The organism is Streptomyces sp. NPDC026673, from assembly GCF_040638135.1.
Classification (GTDB): domain Bacteria; phylum Actinomycetota; class Actinomycetes; order Streptomycetales; family Streptomycetaceae; genus Actinacidiphila.
In genome coordinates, this window is record NZ_JBEZXR010000012.1 from 1 (window position 1) to 14,780 (window position 14,780).

General features: G+C 70.6%; 16 protein-coding genes and 2 pseudogenes. 5 read left to right on the forward strand and 13 right to left on the reverse strand.

All coding sequences use genetic code 11. The features are described from left to right. Positions 1-377 precede the first annotated feature (377 nt). Entirely contained in the window at positions 378-1,643 is a 1,266-nt protein-coding gene (gene tyrS / locus AB0F62_RS11785) for a tyrosine--tRNA ligase (RefSeq protein ID WP_361795745.1), read from the reverse strand. A gap of 63 nt (positions 1,644-1,706) precedes the next feature. Next, positions 1,707-2,136 (reverse strand): annotated as a pseudogene (locus AB0F62_RS11790) (DNA-3-methyladenine glycosylase); the annotation flags it as partial. A 64-nt stretch (positions 2,137-2,200) separates the two neighbouring features. Between AB0F62_RS11790 and AB0F62_RS11795 the strand changes: the two are divergent. Beyond that, complete coding sequence (locus AB0F62_RS11795) at positions 2,201-3,649, forward strand: recombinase family protein (RefSeq protein ID WP_361795748.1); 1,449 nt, start codon at positions 2,201-2,203, stop codon at positions 3,647-3,649. 190 nt (positions 3,650-3,839) lie between these two features. Here AB0F62_RS11795 and AB0F62_RS11800 read toward each other — a convergent pair whose 3' ends face one another. The 3 genes and pseudogenes from AB0F62_RS11800 to AB0F62_RS11810 form a co-directional block, all read right to left on the reverse strand. After that, positions 3,840-4,358 carry a hypothetical protein gene (locus tag AB0F62_RS11800; protein WP_361795751.1) on the reverse strand — a complete coding sequence of 173 codons (519 nt, stop codon included), beginning with the start codon at positions 4,356-4,358 and terminating at the stop codon, positions 3,840-3,842. Positions 4,359-4,538: 180 nt separating this feature from the next. After that, positions 4,539-5,150, reverse strand: a complete 612-nt coding sequence (locus tag AB0F62_RS11805; RefSeq protein ID WP_361795754.1) for a DNA-3-methyladenine glycosylase — start codon at positions 5,148-5,150, stop codon at positions 4,539-4,541. 14 nt (positions 5,151-5,164) lie between these two features. Continuing rightward, a pseudogene (locus AB0F62_RS11810) lies at positions 5,165-5,422 on the reverse strand (DNA-3-methyladenine glycosylase); the annotation flags it as partial. A gap of 84 nt (positions 5,423-5,506) precedes the next feature. Here AB0F62_RS11810 and AB0F62_RS11815 point away from each other — a divergent pair. The 3 genes from AB0F62_RS11815 (at position 5,507) to AB0F62_RS11825 (ending at position 7,779) form a co-directional block, all read left to right on the forward strand. Then, positions 5,507-6,289, forward strand: a complete 783-nt coding sequence (locus tag AB0F62_RS11815; protein WP_361795757.1) for a sporulation protein — start codon at positions 5,507-5,509, stop codon at positions 6,287-6,289. 46 nt (positions 6,290-6,335) lie between these two features. After that, positions 6,336-6,869, forward strand: a complete 534-nt coding sequence (locus AB0F62_RS11820) for a YbhB/YbcL family Raf kinase inhibitor-like protein (RefSeq protein WP_361795760.1) — start codon at positions 6,336-6,338, stop codon at positions 6,867-6,869. A 406-nt stretch (positions 6,870-7,275) separates the two neighbouring features. Continuing rightward, positions 7,276-7,779 carry an HNH endonuclease gene (locus tag AB0F62_RS11825; RefSeq protein WP_361795763.1) on the forward strand — a complete coding sequence of 168 codons (504 nt, stop codon included), beginning with the start codon at positions 7,276-7,278 and terminating at the stop codon, positions 7,777-7,779. Positions 7,780-7,806: 27 nt separating this feature from the next. Here AB0F62_RS11825 and AB0F62_RS11830 read toward each other — a convergent pair whose 3' ends face one another. From AB0F62_RS11830 to AB0F62_RS11845, 4 genes are all read right to left on the reverse strand, one after another. Then, a complete protein-coding gene (locus AB0F62_RS11830) occupies positions 7,807-8,574 on the reverse strand; it encodes a sulfite exporter TauE/SafE family protein (protein ID WP_361795766.1) in 768 nt (255 codons plus the stop codon). Positions 8,575-8,676: 102 nt separating this feature from the next. Continuing rightward, positions 8,677-9,612, reverse strand: coding sequence for an SPFH domain-containing protein (locus AB0F62_RS11835; RefSeq protein ID WP_361795769.1), 936 nt, complete (start codon positions 9,610-9,612; stop codon positions 8,677-8,679). Between the two features lie 127 nt (positions 9,613-9,739). Continuing rightward, positions 9,740-10,150, reverse strand: coding sequence for an NfeD family protein (locus tag AB0F62_RS11840; RefSeq protein ID WP_361796095.1), 411 nt, complete (start codon positions 10,148-10,150; stop codon positions 9,740-9,742). A 98-nt stretch (positions 10,151-10,248) separates the two neighbouring features. Continuing rightward, positions 10,249-11,040, reverse strand: coding sequence for an ABC transporter ATP-binding protein (locus AB0F62_RS11845; RefSeq protein ID WP_326577174.1), 792 nt, complete (start codon positions 11,038-11,040; stop codon positions 10,249-10,251). 114 nt (positions 11,041-11,154) lie between these two features. On the opposite strand from AB0F62_RS11845, the gene AB0F62_RS11850 reads away from it, so the two are divergent. Continuing rightward, positions 11,155-11,952, forward strand: coding sequence for a hypothetical protein (locus tag AB0F62_RS11850; RefSeq protein WP_361795772.1), 798 nt, complete (start codon positions 11,155-11,157; stop codon positions 11,950-11,952). Between the two features lie 63 nt (positions 11,953-12,015). Here the strand turns inward: AB0F62_RS11850 and AB0F62_RS11855 are convergent, their stop codons facing one another. From AB0F62_RS11855 to AB0F62_RS11870, 4 genes are all read right to left on the reverse strand, one after another. After that, positions 12,016-12,255, reverse strand: coding sequence for a chaplin (locus AB0F62_RS11855; protein WP_361795775.1), 240 nt, complete (start codon positions 12,253-12,255; stop codon positions 12,016-12,018). Between the two features lie 224 nt (positions 12,256-12,479). Beyond that, positions 12,480-12,728, reverse strand: a complete 249-nt coding sequence (locus AB0F62_RS11860; RefSeq protein WP_361795778.1) for a chaplin — start codon at positions 12,726-12,728, stop codon at positions 12,480-12,482. Positions 12,729-12,927: 199 nt separating this feature from the next. Next, entirely contained in the window at positions 12,928-13,572 is a 645-nt protein-coding gene (locus tag AB0F62_RS11865) for a response regulator transcription factor (protein ID WP_361795781.1), read from the reverse strand. Next, positions 13,565-14,719, reverse strand: a complete 1,155-nt coding sequence (locus AB0F62_RS11870; RefSeq protein WP_361795784.1) for a GAF domain-containing sensor histidine kinase — start codon at positions 14,717-14,719, stop codon at positions 13,565-13,567. Before AB0F62_RS11870 ends, AB0F62_RS11865 begins: the two co-directional genes overlap by 8 nt. Between the last annotated feature and the right edge of the window lie 61 nt (positions 14,720-14,780).

Genomic DNA, 14,780 nt, shown 5'->3' on the forward strand with positions numbered 1-14,780 from the left:
TTCGAGACCGTTTCACCGGCCCCTCCGGGCTTTCCCTTCGTTGTCTCCAGCTTAGCAGATCCGATTTCCTTCTCTGCCACCCTCTGGAGGGGGTTTCACTTTCGGCGTTTCCGCCTCGGCGACATTCACTACGTTAGCGGATTCCTTCGCGTCTCGCGAATTCATCCCCCACTCTCCGTGCGATTCCACGCCGAGAGAATTCGAGGCGCACGGAAGTACACCCGAATCTTCGGGGTGGAGTCGTCGTGGTGAGTGACCGCCGATCGGAGGATCCGGACGAACCGGGCGCACCGTCTCAAGCGGCTCGGGCTACGTTACGCACGTGCGGCGGCGGAGTCAAGCTCCGCCGCCGCTCAAACGTGGAAATCCAGCCGACGTCAGCCGCCGGCGACCTCGACCGCCGCCAGGCTCTTCTTGCCGCGGCGCAGCACCAGCCAGCGGCCGTGCAGCAGATCGGCGGGCGCGGGGGCCGCGTCCTCGTCGCCGATCTTGACGTTGTTCACGTACGCGCCGCCCTCCTTGATGGTGCGGCGGGCCGCGGACTTGCTGGCCACGAGGCCGACCTCGGCGAAGAGGTCGGCGACCGAGGCCAGTTCGGCCACCTTCGCGTGCGGCAGCTCGCCGAGCGCCGCGGCGAGGGTCCGCTCGTCGAGGTCGGCGAGTTCGCCCTGGCCGAAAAGCGCCTTGGAAGCGGCGATCACCGCGGCGCACTGATCGGCGCCGTGGACGAGGGTGGTGAGCTCCTCGGCGAGGGCGCGCTGGGCCGCGCGGGCCTGGGGGCGCTCCTCGGTGAGCCGCTCCAGCTCCTCGATCTCCGCCTGCGACCTGAAGCTGAAGATGCGCAGGAACTTGGACACGTCGCGGTCGTCTGCGTTCAGCCAGAACTGGTAGAAGGCGTAAGGCGTGGTCATCTCGGGGTCGAGCCAGACCGTGCCGGACTCCGTCTTGCCGAACTTCGTGCCGTCGGCCTTGGTGATGAGCGGGGTGGCGAGGGCGTGCACGGAGGTGCCCTCGACGCGCCCGATCAGGTCGATGCCGGCCGTCAGGTTGCCCCACTGGTCGCTGCCGCCGGTCTGCATGGTGCAGCCGTACCGGCGGTGGAGCTCCAGGAAGTCCATGCCCTGGAGGATCTGGTAGCTGAACTCGGTGTAGCTGATGCCCGCCTCGGAGTTGAGCCGGCGGGCGACGGCCTCCTTGGCGATCATCTTGTTGACCCGGAAGTACTTGCCCACGTCGCGCAGGAACTCGATGGCCGACAGGCCGGAGGTCCAGTCGAGGTTGTTGACCATCACGGCGGCGTTCGGGCCCTCGAAGGAGAGGAAGGGCTCGATCTGGGCGCGGATCCGCTCGACCCAGCCGGCGACGACGTCGGCGTCGTTCAGTGTCCGCTCGGCGGTGGGCTTGGGGTCACCGATCAGACCGGTGGCGCCGCCGACGAGGGCGAGCGGCCGGTTGCCGGCGAGCTGGAGCCGGCGGATGGTGAGGATCTGCACCAGGTTGCCGAGGTGGAGGCTGGGCGCGGTCGGGTCGAAGCCGCAATAGACCGTGACCGGGCCGTCCGCGAACGCCTTGCGCAGTGCGTCCTCGTCGGTGGAAACGGCGATCAGCCCTCGCCACCGCAGCTCGTCGACGATGTCCGTCACGGTTCTCGTGTCTCCTAGTGTCGGTCGGTGCCTCGTACCCGTTCGTACGGAGTCTTCCCGAGACTACGCGTTCCGCTCGACTCCTTTTGCGCGCCCGGGGCCCCGGCGGCGCGGTGTGTGGGCGCGGTAGGGGCTGACGGTGGGGTCTCCGTCGATCCAGAAGCGCCAGGGGTGCGCGGCGCCGTCGCCGCCGACGCCGGTACGTGGGCCGGTGCGGACGGCGCCGGGGTCCGGCGGGGTGCCGGTGAGGACCCGGAAGGGGGAGGCGGCCGGGTCGTCGGGGCAGACGTCGGCGCCGTCGAGATCGCGGTCGATGTCGAGGGCGGTGGCCAGGCGGGCGGGTCCCTGGGCGAGGTCGTGGGGTCGCCTTGAGGTGACGCGCCGCTGCCGGGCGAGGTCGGCGCCCTCGATGATGTCGCCGCCGCGCAGCAGGATCCCGCTGGGGTTGCCCTCGGGGCCGCACGATGTTCATGCAGTGCCACATGCCGTAGGTAACTCACTAGGCATGTACGTCGTTCGGCAGCATCGGCAAAGCGACGACAAGCAGGAGACAGGCAGTGCGAGCGATCATCTACGCCAGGCTCAGCCCCACCCCGAGGGGCGAGGATTCCAAGGGTGGGAACCTGACACAACAGGTCGAGCTGAGTCAGGCGCTGTGCGACCGGAAGGGCTGGTCGGTCGTAGCCACGATCGTCGAGAAGGACACGTCGGCTTCGACAAAGCGGGGAACCAAGCGGAGCGCGGAGTGGGAGCGCGTCAAGGCTCTGGTGGAGGATGGCAAGGCGGACGCCATCGTGTCCCGCCACTACGACCGTATGTACCGCACCCCCTGGGGCCTTGAGGATCTGGTGGACCTGGCCGAGGCGACCGGCGTCACGCTGGCCGCCGCACAGGCGCACGGAGTGCTCGACTTGTCCACCCCGTCCGGGCGTCTCGCTGCTCGTATCGGCGCTGTGGTGGCTCGCAACGAGACCGAGATGCGAGTAGAGCGTCAGGTACTCGGACACCAACGGCGCAGGGAGTCGGGGAGGCCCTTCTGGAGTACGCGCCCCTTCGGCTTCGAGCGGGACGGCAGGCACCGGGAAGCAGAGGCGGAAGCCCTGCGGCAGGCGTACCGGGATGTCCTGACCGGCGTCACCCTCTGGTCCATCGCGAAGGACTGGAACACGCGGGGACTGCTCTCGCCGCACGGCAAGGAGTGGCGCAGCTCGAACCTGCGGATGGTCCTCTTGAAGCCGAGGAACGCGGGAATCCAGACGTACTCGCAGTGGGTCGAGAAGCCGGACGGGACGCGCGTGCGGCGGACCGAGGAGACCGGCGCGGGCAACTGGGAGGCGATCGTCTCCGAGGGCATATTCCGTGCGCTGGTCCGCTACCTGAGCGACCCCGAGCGCAACACGGGAGGCGGCGGCAAGCGCAAGGCCCTGCTGTCCGGCGTGGTCCGCTGCTCGCAGTGTCAGGCCGTCGTCACTCAAGGGTGGAGTAAGAAGAACGCGGCAGGAGAGCGGTACCGCATCTACACCTGCTCGGGTGGCCGGTGCATCACCTGCCCCGCGGACCCGCTCGACTCCTTCGTGGTCAGGAAGGTCATCGACAGGGCCGAGGAGTGGAACGCGGCACCGGCCACGGATGCCGCGGACGAGGAGCGAGAGGCCGAGCTGCTGGCCGAGGAGATGGCCGCCTCCGAGAGGCGCACCGCCCTGGCGGAGATGTTCGCCGTGGGGGACATCGACGCGTCGACCCTGCGGACGGGCATCAGCAGGTGTGACGCCGACCTGACCAGGATCCGCACAGAGCTGGCAGACCTGGCATCGAATCGGGTGCGCGTCGACCTGGGCGACGTCGAGTACCTGTGGGAGGAGCTGGACTACGAGGACCCTGACCGCATCGACTACGTGCGGACCGTCGTCATGCAGGTCTGCGAGCGAGTCGAACTGATGCCGCGCGGCCGAGGGGTCCGGTCCTTCAAGGGCGAGCACTGCCGGATCACATTCCGGAACCCCTGAGTTCCGATCGCGGAGGGCCGAGCAGGCTATCCGCGCGAAGTGAGCACGGGCCCTGTCTGACAAGAGTCGGGCGGGGCCCGTCGTCACACCCGGCGAGAAAAGCACGGACACCACTCAGAGCCCCGGGAGCCCTCCCTGTGGTGCGACTCTGTTCAGCCAAGGCCCGCTTCCAGAGCGACCCGGCCAGTGGCTAGCGACCCACAGTGCTCCAGTCAGCGGGGGCAGGCGGCACCGTACGGCCTGCGGCGTGTTCGCGGAGTCGCCGGGTCAGTTCCGGCAGATCGTAGGCAGGGAAGCTGACCTGCAAGAGGCGCAGGCCGAAGTCCGACGGCTGGTCCCCCTGAAACATCGCCGCGTCCATCGGCTTGATCTTCACGTCCCAGGCGTCGGGGGCGGCCCAGTGGGTCATCCGCACGTAGAAGGCGTCTCTCGGTCCGGCATTTGCGACGGCTGAAAGGAAGGTGAGTCCGCTGTCCACCGGGAAGTCGATGAGCATCCAACCGCGGCGGGACTCCACCCACTCCGCCATGTGCGGCAACTTCACCGGCCAGTCCGCGTTGCTCTCGGCCAGGTCCTGGCAGCAGGTGAACGTGTCGATGCCACACTCCCAGATCGCCTGGATAGCTGGTGCGAGCTGCTCGTCGATCTGGGCCTGGAGGTTGCCGACCCGGACGAGAACGGTGGGATGCATTCCTTCGTAAGACGTCATCGCAGGAGCATAGAAGCGGAGTACGACATCACTACCGGCGGAGCCTGCGAATCGGCGCACGCCAACAGTCGCTCGACCGGCCAGGGACGCGTCACGGGCCGCGCTCGCGAACGATCACGCATCGCCTGGCCAAACTCCACACCTACTCACCGGCGGACCGTCAGCAAGGCGCACAGCGGCTCAGGCTCCGGCGGACGGCTTGGCTCTCGGGCTCAGTCGGTACGCCGAGACCGTTGGATCACCGGCGAGATAGAAGCGGTGCTGCCAGTCGTGGGCTTTGCTCACACCTACCCGAGGACCGACCCGGATGAGTGCGGCGGGTACTGGCTCGCCCTCGGACAGCGCGACCGAGGCTCCTGTCAGTAGGTCTGTGCCGTTGTGCTCTGCCGTGATGCCGAGCGCTTGGCAGAAGTTCCCCGGACCCCGCGCGAGACGTGGACTCTCGACCTTGCCCCCTCGCCGCTCGCGGGCCAGGTCTTCCCCTTCGATGACCCTGCCTGCCCGGATGAGGACAGCCGTAGCGATGCCGTCTGCCCCGGTGACGATGTTGGCGCACCAGTGGAGACCGTGAGACCGGTAGACGTACAGGTGCCCCGCGGGTCCGAACATGACGGCGTTCCGCGGTGTCCTGCCCCGGTAGGCGTGCGAGGCGGGGTCAGCCGAACCGGAATACGCCTCGGTCTCCGTGATGGCGATGCTCACGGTTCCCTCAGGCGTCTCATGAGTGAGGACGGCACCGAGCAGCTTGGGCGCGACTTCTTCAGCGGGGTGAGCAAGATCCACCACGTTCATGCTGACCGCCTTGACATGCCATATGTGAAGTACACGTAGGCGTGGCCGGGCGGGCCGAACATCACGGCGTTGCGGTCGGTGCGTCCCCGGTAGGCGTGGGAGGCGGGGTCGAGGGGACCGGCGTAGGCCTCGACCTCGGTCAGGCGGAGCGCGACGGGGCCGTCCTCCGTCCTGCGTACGAGGGTTCGCCCCAGGAGGTCGGGAGCCACCTCCAGCACCGGCCGGTCGAAGAAGGACCTGGGGAGCGGGGTGCTTTCGGGAGGGGGGATCATGCGGTACGAGAGTAATGGAACCGTTCGTGGTGGGGCCGCGTTCGTACTGACCGAGGCAACCGCCAGCAAAGGGAGAGGGACATCGTGGGCTTCAAGAAGCTGCTTGCGAGCTTGGGCGCCGGTGGCGCGTCGGTCGAGACGGTGCTCAACGAGCCGAATGTGGTCCCGGGCGGTGTCGTCCAGGGCGAGGTGCGGATCCAGGGCGGGTCGGTGCCGCAGCAGATCGAGGGGCTGTCGGTGGGCCTGCAGGCCCGCGTCGAGGTCGAGGGGCAGGACGCCGAGTACAAGCAGGACGTCGAGTTCCACCGGCAGCAGCTGGGCGGGGCCTTCGAGGTGCAGCCGGGTGCGGTGCACGTGGTGCCGTTCGGGCTGGAGATCCCGTGGGAGACCCCGATCACGACCTTCCTGGGCCGTCATCTGACGGGCATGAACATCGGGGTGACCACGGAGCTGGCGATCGCCCGCGCGGTGGACTCCGGTGACCTCGACCCGATCAACGTGCACCCGGTGCCGGCGCAGCAGGCGATCCTCGACGCGTTCGGCCAGCTGGGCTTCGGCTTCAAGAACGCCGACCTGGAGCGCGGCCACATCCGCGGCACGCGGCAGCGGCTGCCGTTCTACCAGGAGATCGAGTTCTTCGCGCCGCAGCAGTACCGCGGGCTGAACCAGGTGGAGCTGAGCTTCGTCGCCGACGGCCACGAGATGGACGTCATCCTGGAGATGGACAAGAAGCCGGGCCTGTTCAGCGAGGGCAGCGACGCCTTCCGCTCCTTCACCGTGGACCTGAACAACTTCCACGCGACCGACTGGGCGGGTTACCTCAACCAGTGGCTGGCCGAGGTCGGCGGCAAGCGCAACTGGTTCTAGGATCGGCGGGCGGAAGGGCGTTTCGCGATCAGCAGGAGGTACCGAGGTGACCGAGCAGAAGCGGCGGCCGCTCCCCCACGATTTCCATCCCGAGGTGCCGTCGTTCACGGTGGTGAGCGACGACATCGAGCCCGGCGGCACGCTGAAGGGCGCCCAGGTCTACGCGGAGGGGAACGTCTCGCCGCACCTGCGGTGGGAGGGCTTCCCCGAGGGGACCGGGAGCTTCGCCGTCACGTGCTACGACCCGGACGCGCCCACGGGCAGCGGTTTCTGGCACTGGGTGCTCTTCGACATCCCGGTGTCGGTGACGGAGTTGCCCGCGGGGGCCGGCAGTGACGGCTTCAAGGGGCTGCCCGAGGGCGCGGTGCACGTGCGCAACGACTACGGGAGCAAGGACTTCGGCGGTGCCGCGCCGCCGCCCGGGGACGGCCCGCACCGGTATGTGTTCACCGTCTACGCGGTGGACCAGGAGAAGCTGGGGCCGGACGGGGACGTGTCCCCCGCCGTCGTCGGCTTCAACCTGCGGTTCCACGCGATCGCGCGGGCGAACCTGATCGGCGAGTACGAGAACCCGGCGTAGCCGTACCGCCCCGGCCGTGGGCCGGGGTCCCAAATTCCGTTGCGCCCCGGCGCTCCCGCATCGCACTGTGGTGTCTGCCTGGTGGCCTGACCGTCACCGGGGGTCGGCACCGCAGTGGCGGGGGCGGCGGGGCGTTGCGCTGTGCGGCTCTCGCCGCGCGACCTGCCTGCCGTCCGCCGGAGCCCGGTCATGCGCCCGGGCGTCCACGCCGATCGCCGCCCTCCGGGCGCCTCGAGCCCTGCGGGGCGGGCGCCCGGGGTGGCCGGCGGCCCGGGTCCGGCGTTTCCTCCCGCTTTTCCCCCTGTTCGCTTTGACGTGCGGAAATTGCGTTGTCCGCGCGGGTATCGCCCGGTCACAGTGGAGCCACCTCGCCGCGGGGCGGGGATGGACCCGAGGGGTGGGCGACGTGCGTGAGACGCTGGTGCTGAACGCGACCTTCGAGCCGCTGTCGACTGTGTCGCTGCGGCGTGCGGTGGTGCTGGTCATGCAGGACAAGGCAGTGGTCGAGCAGGCTCATCCCGGGCTGCGGATCCGCGCGGCGGCGGTGGAGGTGCCGGTGCCGCAGGTGATCAGGCTCTGCCGGTACGTGAGGGTGCCCTTCCGACAACGGGCCCCGTGGTCGCGGCGGGGTGTGCTGGTCCGGGACCGGCACCGGTGCGCGTACTGCGGCCGGAGGGCGACGACCGTGGACCACGTGGTGCCGCGGTCGCGTGGTGGCGGGGACACCTGGCTGAACACCGTGGCGTCGTGCGCCGAGGACAACCACCACAAGGCGGACCGTACGCCGGAGCAGGCGGGGATGCGGTTGCTGACACAGCCGTTCGAGCCGACCCCGGCGGACTCGCTGCTGCTGGCCCTGGGTCTGAAGGACCGTGAGGGCGTTCCGGGGTGGCTCGCGCTGCCGGCCTGAGTCCTGAGCCCCGAGGCGGTCGCCCGGCTACTTCAGGAGTAGCTGGGCGATCGCCACGAGGCCCACGACGACGATGACGCCGCGCAGGGCGGTGGGCGGCAGGCGGCGGCCGATGCGGGCGCCGAGCACGCCGCCGAGCGCGGCTCCCGCGGCGATGAGGCCCACGGCGGCCCAGTCGAAGTCGGCGACGAAGAGGAAGAAGACCGCGGCGACCGCGTTGACGACCAGCGCGAGGACGTTCTTCACGGCGTTGATCCGCTGCCAGGACTCCTCGAGGAGGACGCCCATCAGGGAGAGGTAGATGACTCCCTGGGCGGCGCCGAAGTAGCCGCCGTACATGCTGGCGAGGAGGAGGCCGCCGAGGAGGAGCGGGCCGCCGTGCTCGGGGGCGTGCGTGCCGTTGCCGGCCCGGCGGGTCTGGAGTGCGCGGGAGAGCCGGGGCTGGACGACGACGAGGACGAGGGCGACCGCGATGAGGACCGGCACGATCGTGTCGAAGGCCTGCGAGGGCAGCGCCAGCAGCAGGACGGCCCCGGTGAGTCCGCCGACGAGGGCGGCGGCGCCGAGCCGCAGCAGGCGGTCGCGTTGTCCGGCGAGTTCGCGCCGGTAGCCGATGGCGCCGCTGAGGGAGCCGGGGACGAGGCCGAGGGTGTTGGACACGTTCGCGGTGACGGGCGGCAGGCCGACGGCGAGCAGGACGGGGAAGGTGATGAGCGTGCCGGAGCCGACGACGGTGTTGATCGTGCCGGCCCCGATTCCGGCCGCGAACACGGCCAGGGCTTCCCAGAGGGTCATAGGCGTCTCCATGATCGGTGCGGCTCCTCCCCGCCGTCGGGGCCGGGGGGAGCCGGAGCGCACGGATCATGTCATACGCGTTTGCGGCGGCCGCCGCGCGACTCAGTCCTTGTCGAGCCGCGGGGTCTCCCTGCGGGTGCCGCCCTCGCCGTTGCCGCCGCCGGGCGCGCCGGGGAGGTTGACGATGCCGCCGAGGCCCTTGAGGGCGTCGTTGAGCTCGCTGGGGATGATCCAGAGCTTGTTGGAGTCGCCCTCGGCGATCTTGGGGAGCATCTGCAGGTACTGGTAGGCGAGCAGCTTCTGGTCGGGGTCGCCGGCGTGGATGGACTCGAAGACCGTGCGGATGGCCTGGGCCTCGCCCTCGGCCTTGAGGGCGGCGGCCTTGGCCTCGCCCTCGGCGCGCAGGATCGCGGACTGCTTCTCGCCCTCGGCGGTGAGGATCTGGGACTGCCGGATGCCCTCGGCGGTGAGGATGGCGGCGCGCTTGTCGCGGTCGGCGCGCATCTGCTTCTCCATCGAGTCCTGGATGGAGGTGGGCGGCTCGATGGCCTTGAGCTCGACGCGGTTGACGCGGATGCCCCACTTGCCGGTGGCCTCGTCGAGGACGCCGCGCAGGGCCGCGTTGATCTCCTCGCGGGAGGTCAGGGTCCGCTCCAGGTCCATGCCGCCGATGATGTTGCGCAGCGTGGTGACGGTGAGCTGCTCGATCGCCTGGATGTAGCTGGCGACCTCGTAGGTGGCGGCCCGCGCGTCGGTGACCTGGTAGTAGATGACGGTGTCGATGTTGACGACCAGGTTGTCCTGGGTGATCACCGGCTGCGGCGGGAAGGGCACGACCTGCTCGCGGAGGTCGATGCGGTTCCGGATGGTGTCGATGAACGGCACCACGATGTTGAGGCCCGCGCTCAGTGTCCTGGTGTAGCGGCCGAAGCGCTCGACGATCGCGGCGCTTGCCTGCGGAATGACCTGGACCGTCTTGATGAGCGCGATGAAGACGAGCACCACCAGGATGATCAGGACGATGATGATCGGCTGCACGTCCACTCCCACGCCGATTGCCAGTGGCTATCTGTACTACGACATGATCAAGTCTGGCAGACCCCGCACGGAGGCGGGCCGGGTTCGGCGAATTCCCGTGCCGTCTCCGGATGCGGGGTGCACGGGATCACATCACGACGGCCGTCGCGCCCTCGATCTCGACGACGTCCACGCTCTCGCCGGGTTCGAAGGCCCGTCCGGCGTCGAGGGCGCGGGCCGACCAGACCTCGCCGTTGAGCTTGATCCGGCCGCCGTGCCCGTCGACTCTCTCGAGGACGACGGCCTGGCGGCCCTTGAGCGCGTCGATGCCACTGCGCAGTTCCGGGCGCTGCGAGCGGCTCCGGTTGGCCAGCGGGCGTACGACGGCGATGCCCGCGACCGAGACGATGACGAAGATCAGCACCTGCGGCGTGATGCCCAGGCCGAGGCCGGCCGCGATGGCGGCCGCGACGGCTCCGACCGCGAACATCCCGAACTCGGGCATCGCGGTCACCACAAGCGGAATACCCAGCCCCACGGCGGCGATCAGCCACCACAACCAGTCGTCCACGCGTCCATCGTAGGGCTCCGGAGTGGATCTGTGACAGGGTGCGACGGCTCTGCCCGAGGCTTTGCGGCGCGAGTTGGCGCGGCCCCTTACTTCAGGGGCAGCCCGTTGGCGGTCCAGCGGTCGCCGCGGCGCTCGACGACGAGCGGGAGGCCGAAGCACAGGGACAGATTGCGGGAGCTCAGTTCGGTCTCCATGGGGCCGGCGGCGACGACCTTGCCCTGACGGATCATCAGGACGTGGGTGAAGCCGGGGGCGATCTCCTCGACGTGGTGGGTGACCATGACCATGGAGGGGGCGATCGGGTCGCGGGCGAGGCGGCCGAGGCGGCGGACGAGGTCCTCGCGGCCGCCCAGGTCGAGGCCCGCGGCGGGCTCGTCGAGCAGCAGCAGCTCGGGGTCGGTCATCATGGCGCGCGCGATGAGGGTGCGCTTGCGCTCGCCCTCGGAGAGGGTGCCGAACTTGCGGTCGAGGTAGTCGCTCATGCCGAGCCGGTCGAGGAAGGCGCGGGCGCGGTCCTCGTCGACCTGCTCGTAGCTCTCCTGCCAGTGCGCCGTCATGCCGTAGGCGGCGGTGAGGACGGTCTCCAGGACGGTCTGGCTGCGCGGCAGCTTCTCGGCCAGGGCGACGCCCGCGATGCCGATGCGGGGGCGCAGTTCGAAGACGTCGACGCCGCCCATCTTCTCGCCGAGAATCTGGACGGTTCCTGAGGTCGGGAAGAGGTAGCTCGAGGCGATGTTCAGCAAGGTCGTCTTGCCGGCGCCGTTGGGACCGAGGATCACCCAGCGCTCGCCCTCGGCGACCGACCAGGAGACCTGGTCCACCAGAGCCCGGCCGTCTCGGACCACGGATACGTCCACCAGCTCCAGAACATCGCTCATGAGCGTGTTGTCTCCCACTTCCCGATCGCACGTCTGCTGTCGCGAGCACCTGTAGGCGCCGCCCCCAGGAAATCTACGCCACGCCCGACCTGCCCCAGTCCTTAGGCTGGGGGGATGCTCGACGAACCTCGCTCAGGACGGCTGGCGGCTTGGGGGAATGCCCTGATTGCCGGACTTGCCGCACCGGATGACGCCGCCCAGGAAGTACTCGCCGACGATTCGGTCCACCGGATCTCCGGGCTGCCCGGGGAGGACGGCCCGGTGGGCCTGACCCTGGGCCTGGGGCGGCTGCGCGCGCTCGGGGTCACCGGTCTGCGGATCGCGCTCCCCGTACCCGGGCACCCGCTCGGGCTGAGCGGTCCGCCCGAGTTCAACGCGCGGGCGCTGGCGGCGGGCGAGGCGGTGATCGCGGTCGGCGGCCCCGCGCTCGGTCTGGTGCCGGAGGTGACGGAGGCCGGGCCGCAGGGCGATGTGCACGTGACGGTGGAGTGGCAGTGCCTGGAGGTGCGGGACGCCCCGCCGGCGGACGTGCCCTCGCTGGGCGAGGCGGAACGGGAGCTCGCGGAGGCGCTGCGGGACGCCACGGAGGCCCTGGCCCGGCTGGACGTCGCCGGCGCGGGACCCGCGACCCAGGCGGCGCTCGAGGCGTACCGGGCGCGTGCGGCGCGGGGCCGTGAGGTGCTGGCGCCGGGGTATCCGCCGCGCGCGGTGCGGGTGCTCGAACTGGCGCAGCGGGTGGGCGCGCTGGTAGGGATCGCGACCGGCGCCCGGGCCGAGCACGGGGCGGCGGTCAGCGCCTCGGAGATCGCGGCGCGGGCGGAGCTGCTGCGGCCGGTGGAACGCACGGCGCGGCGGGCGCAGGTGGCGGCGTACAACGCGTACGTCGAGGAGTCGGAGCGGCGCCGCGGCTGAGCCCGGCGCCCGGACGGAGGAAGGCCCCGTGGACGAGACCGTCCGCGGGGCCTTCCGGGCGCGTCAGCGGTTGAAGCAGACGTTGCCGATCGCGGGGTTCAGCAGGGCAAGACCGTTGATGGTGTTGCCGCAGAGGTTGACCGGGATGTTCACCGGAACCTGGATCACGTTGCCGGAGAGCACACCGGGCGAGCCGGCGGCCACGGCACCCGCGTGGGACTCGGCGAGCGCGGTACCGGCCGAACCGGCGGCGGCCGCACCGGCGGCGGCGATGATCAGGGCGGCCTTCTTGGCGCTGTTCATGAAGCTGTTCCTCACTGTGATGACACGGCCCGGTTCGAGGACCGCACTGTGAGGAACGCGAACCCCGGGGCGGTGACACGGGGAGACCACCGGAAACCTCCGTACGGCGGAATCCGCGTGTCGTGGCGGCGGGTGCCGCGTACCGCGCAAAAGGACCGGCCCCGGGGCGGCGGAACGCTCCGGGGCCGGTGGTCACGGCCGGGCCGTGGGGGTGACGTCCTGGGTCAGCGGTTGACGCAGACGTTCCCGATGGCCGGGTTGAGCAGACCGATGACGCTGATGGTGTTGCCGCAGACGTTCACCGGAACGTGCACCGGCACCTGGATCACGTTGCCGGAGACCACACCGGGGCTGTTCTTCGCGCCACCGTGGGCCTGGGCACCACCGGTGTGGGCGGAGGCGGCACCCGCGCCGACCATGGCGAGGCTTCCGGCGACCATGGCGACGGCGGCGGCCTTGTGCAGGTTCTTCACGTTCTTGACCCTCCTTGCATGGGTACCGCGGCAGGCGCCGCAGCACGCCATGGAGAACGGTCCACGCACGGCCAGGTTGCGCCATCCGGGCGACATACACCCGACGGTATGAATCTCAGCCTGGACGGAGACGATCCGCTTGTCCTACCGCTACACGCCCCGGCTTTCATGGCGTCGGACGACCCTCACGTGCGTCGGATCAGCCGCCGATGCCGTGGCGCACCGCCCACAGGGCGGCCTGGGTGCGGTCGGAGAGGTCCAGCTTCATCAGGATGTTCGACACATGGGTCTTGACGGTCTTCTCCGACAGCACCAGGGCGCGGGCGATCTCCCGGTTGGAGCGGCCCTCGGCAATCAGCGAGAGCACCTCGCGCTCGCGGTCGGTGAGGGTGCCGCCGCGGCCCTGCCCGGGTGCGCTGTCCTCCTGGGAGAGCAGCGCGTCGGCGACCTCCGCCTGCAGCAGCACGTGCCCCGCGTGCACCGAGCGGATGGCGCCGGCCAGCGCGTCCGGGTCCACGTCCTTGTAGACGTAGCCGGCCGCGCCCGCGCGCAGCGCCGGCACGACGGTGCGCCGTTCGGTGAAGCTGGTGACGACCAGGACCCGGGCCTTGCTGCCGTTGTCGCGCAGCCGGCGCAGCGCCTCGATGCCGTCGACGCCGGGCATGCGGACGTCCATCAGGATGACGTCGGGTTCGAGTTCCCCGGCGCGCAGCACGCCCTCCTCGCCGTCGCCGGCCTCGCCCACCACCTCGATGTCGGGCTGCACTTCGAGGAAGGTCCGCAGGCCGCGGCGGACCACCTGGTGGTCGTCGACCAGCAGGACGCGAATGGGGCCGTCAGCCACCGGGCACCTCCATCTCGATCACGGTGCCCCTGCCGGGCGCCGAGTCCACCGTCAGACAGCCGCCCACGCCGTCGGCCCGGTCCCGCATGGAGACCAGGCCCAGGTGGCGGCCGGCACGGCGCACCGCGGACGGGTCGAAGCCCCGTCCGTCGTCGGTCACCGTGAGCACGGCTCCCCGGCCCCGGCCCTCCAGGAGCACCGCCACCGACGCGGCGTCCGCGTGGCGCAGCGCGTTGTGGAGCGCCTCCTGGGCGACCCGGAGCACCGCCTCCTCCTGGGCTGCGGGCAGCGCACGGACATGGCGGTGGCCGAAGGAGACCCGTGCCGAATGCGCCCGGTCCAGGACGTCGACCTGGGTACGCAGGGTGGCCAGCAGGCCGTCCTCGTCCAGCGCGGCCGGACGCAACTCCACGACGACGGCGCGCAGTTCGTCGGCGGCCTCTGCGGCGAGCGCCGCGACCTGCTTCAACTCCTCGCGGGCGCGGGCCGGATCGCGGTCCACCAGGGCGGAGGCGGCCTGGGCGGTCAGCCGGAGCGAGAAGAGCTTCTGCGAGACGGCGTCGTGCAACTCGTGGGCGATCCGCGCCCGTTCCCCGGCGAGCGTCAGCTCGCGGCTGCGCTCGTACAGGCGGGCGTTGGTGAGGGCGATCGCGGCGTGCGCGGCCAGGGTGCGCAGCAGCTCCTCGTCCTCCTCGGTGAAGGCGCATCCGCCGTCCGGCGGGCGGGGGGCGCAGCGCTTGTTGGCGAGGAAGAGGGCGCCGAGGATCTCGTCGCCGTCGACCACCGGCATGCCGAGGAAGTCGGCCATGTCCGGGTGGGCGGAGGGCCACCCGCCGAAGCGGGGGTCCTCCTTCACATCGGCCAGGCGCTGCGGGGTGGCCTCGTGCAGCATCGCCGCGAGGACGCCGTGCTGCCGCGGCAGCGGGCCGATCGCCTTCCACTGGTCGTCGCTGACGCCGTCGACGACGAACTGGGCGAAGCCGCCATGGTCGTCGGGCACACCCAGCGCCGCGTACTCGGCGTCGAGCAGTTCGCGGGCGGACGTGACGATGGTCTGCAGGACCTCGCGCACCTCCTGGTGCCGGCTCATCGCGAGGACGGCCGCGCTCACCGCCTCGATGCCGCGTCGGGACGATCGGCTGGACATGGGATCACCGTACCGGCGGGGTGCGGCGGACGGGATCGGCCGCGTGGCCGAGCGCCCCGGG

What these genes read in the sequence shown, in the direction of transcription:
- AB0F62_RS11800 (WP_361795751.1), bottom strand. Translation starts at nt 4,358, where the DNA reads ATGACGTCTTACGAAGGAATGCATCCCACCGTTCTCGTCCGGGTCGGC.
- AB0F62_RS11855 (WP_361795775.1), bottom strand. Translation starts at nt 12,255, where the DNA reads ATGAACAGCGCCAAGAAGGCCGCCCTGATCATCGCCGCCGCCGGTGCG.
- AB0F62_RS11850 (WP_361795772.1), top strand. Translation starts at nt 11,155, where the DNA reads ATGCTCGACGAACCTCGCTCAGGACGGCTGGCGGCTTGGGGGAATGCC.
- AB0F62_RS11870 (WP_361795784.1), bottom strand. Translation starts at nt 14,719, where the DNA reads ATGTCCAGCCGATCGTCCCGACGCGGCATCGAGGCGGTGAGCGCGGCC.
- AB0F62_RS11845 (WP_326577174.1), bottom strand. Translation starts at nt 11,040, where the DNA reads ATGAGCGATGTTCTGGAGCTGGTGGACGTATCCGTGGTCCGAGACGGC.
- AB0F62_RS11805 (WP_361795754.1), bottom strand. Translation starts at nt 5,150, where the DNA reads ATGAACGTGGTGGATCTTGCTCACCCCGCTGAAGAAGTCGCGCCCAAG.
- AB0F62_RS11830 (WP_361795766.1), bottom strand. Translation starts at nt 8,574, where the DNA reads ATGACCCTCTGGGAAGCCCTGGCCGTGTTCGCGGCCGGAATCGGGGCC.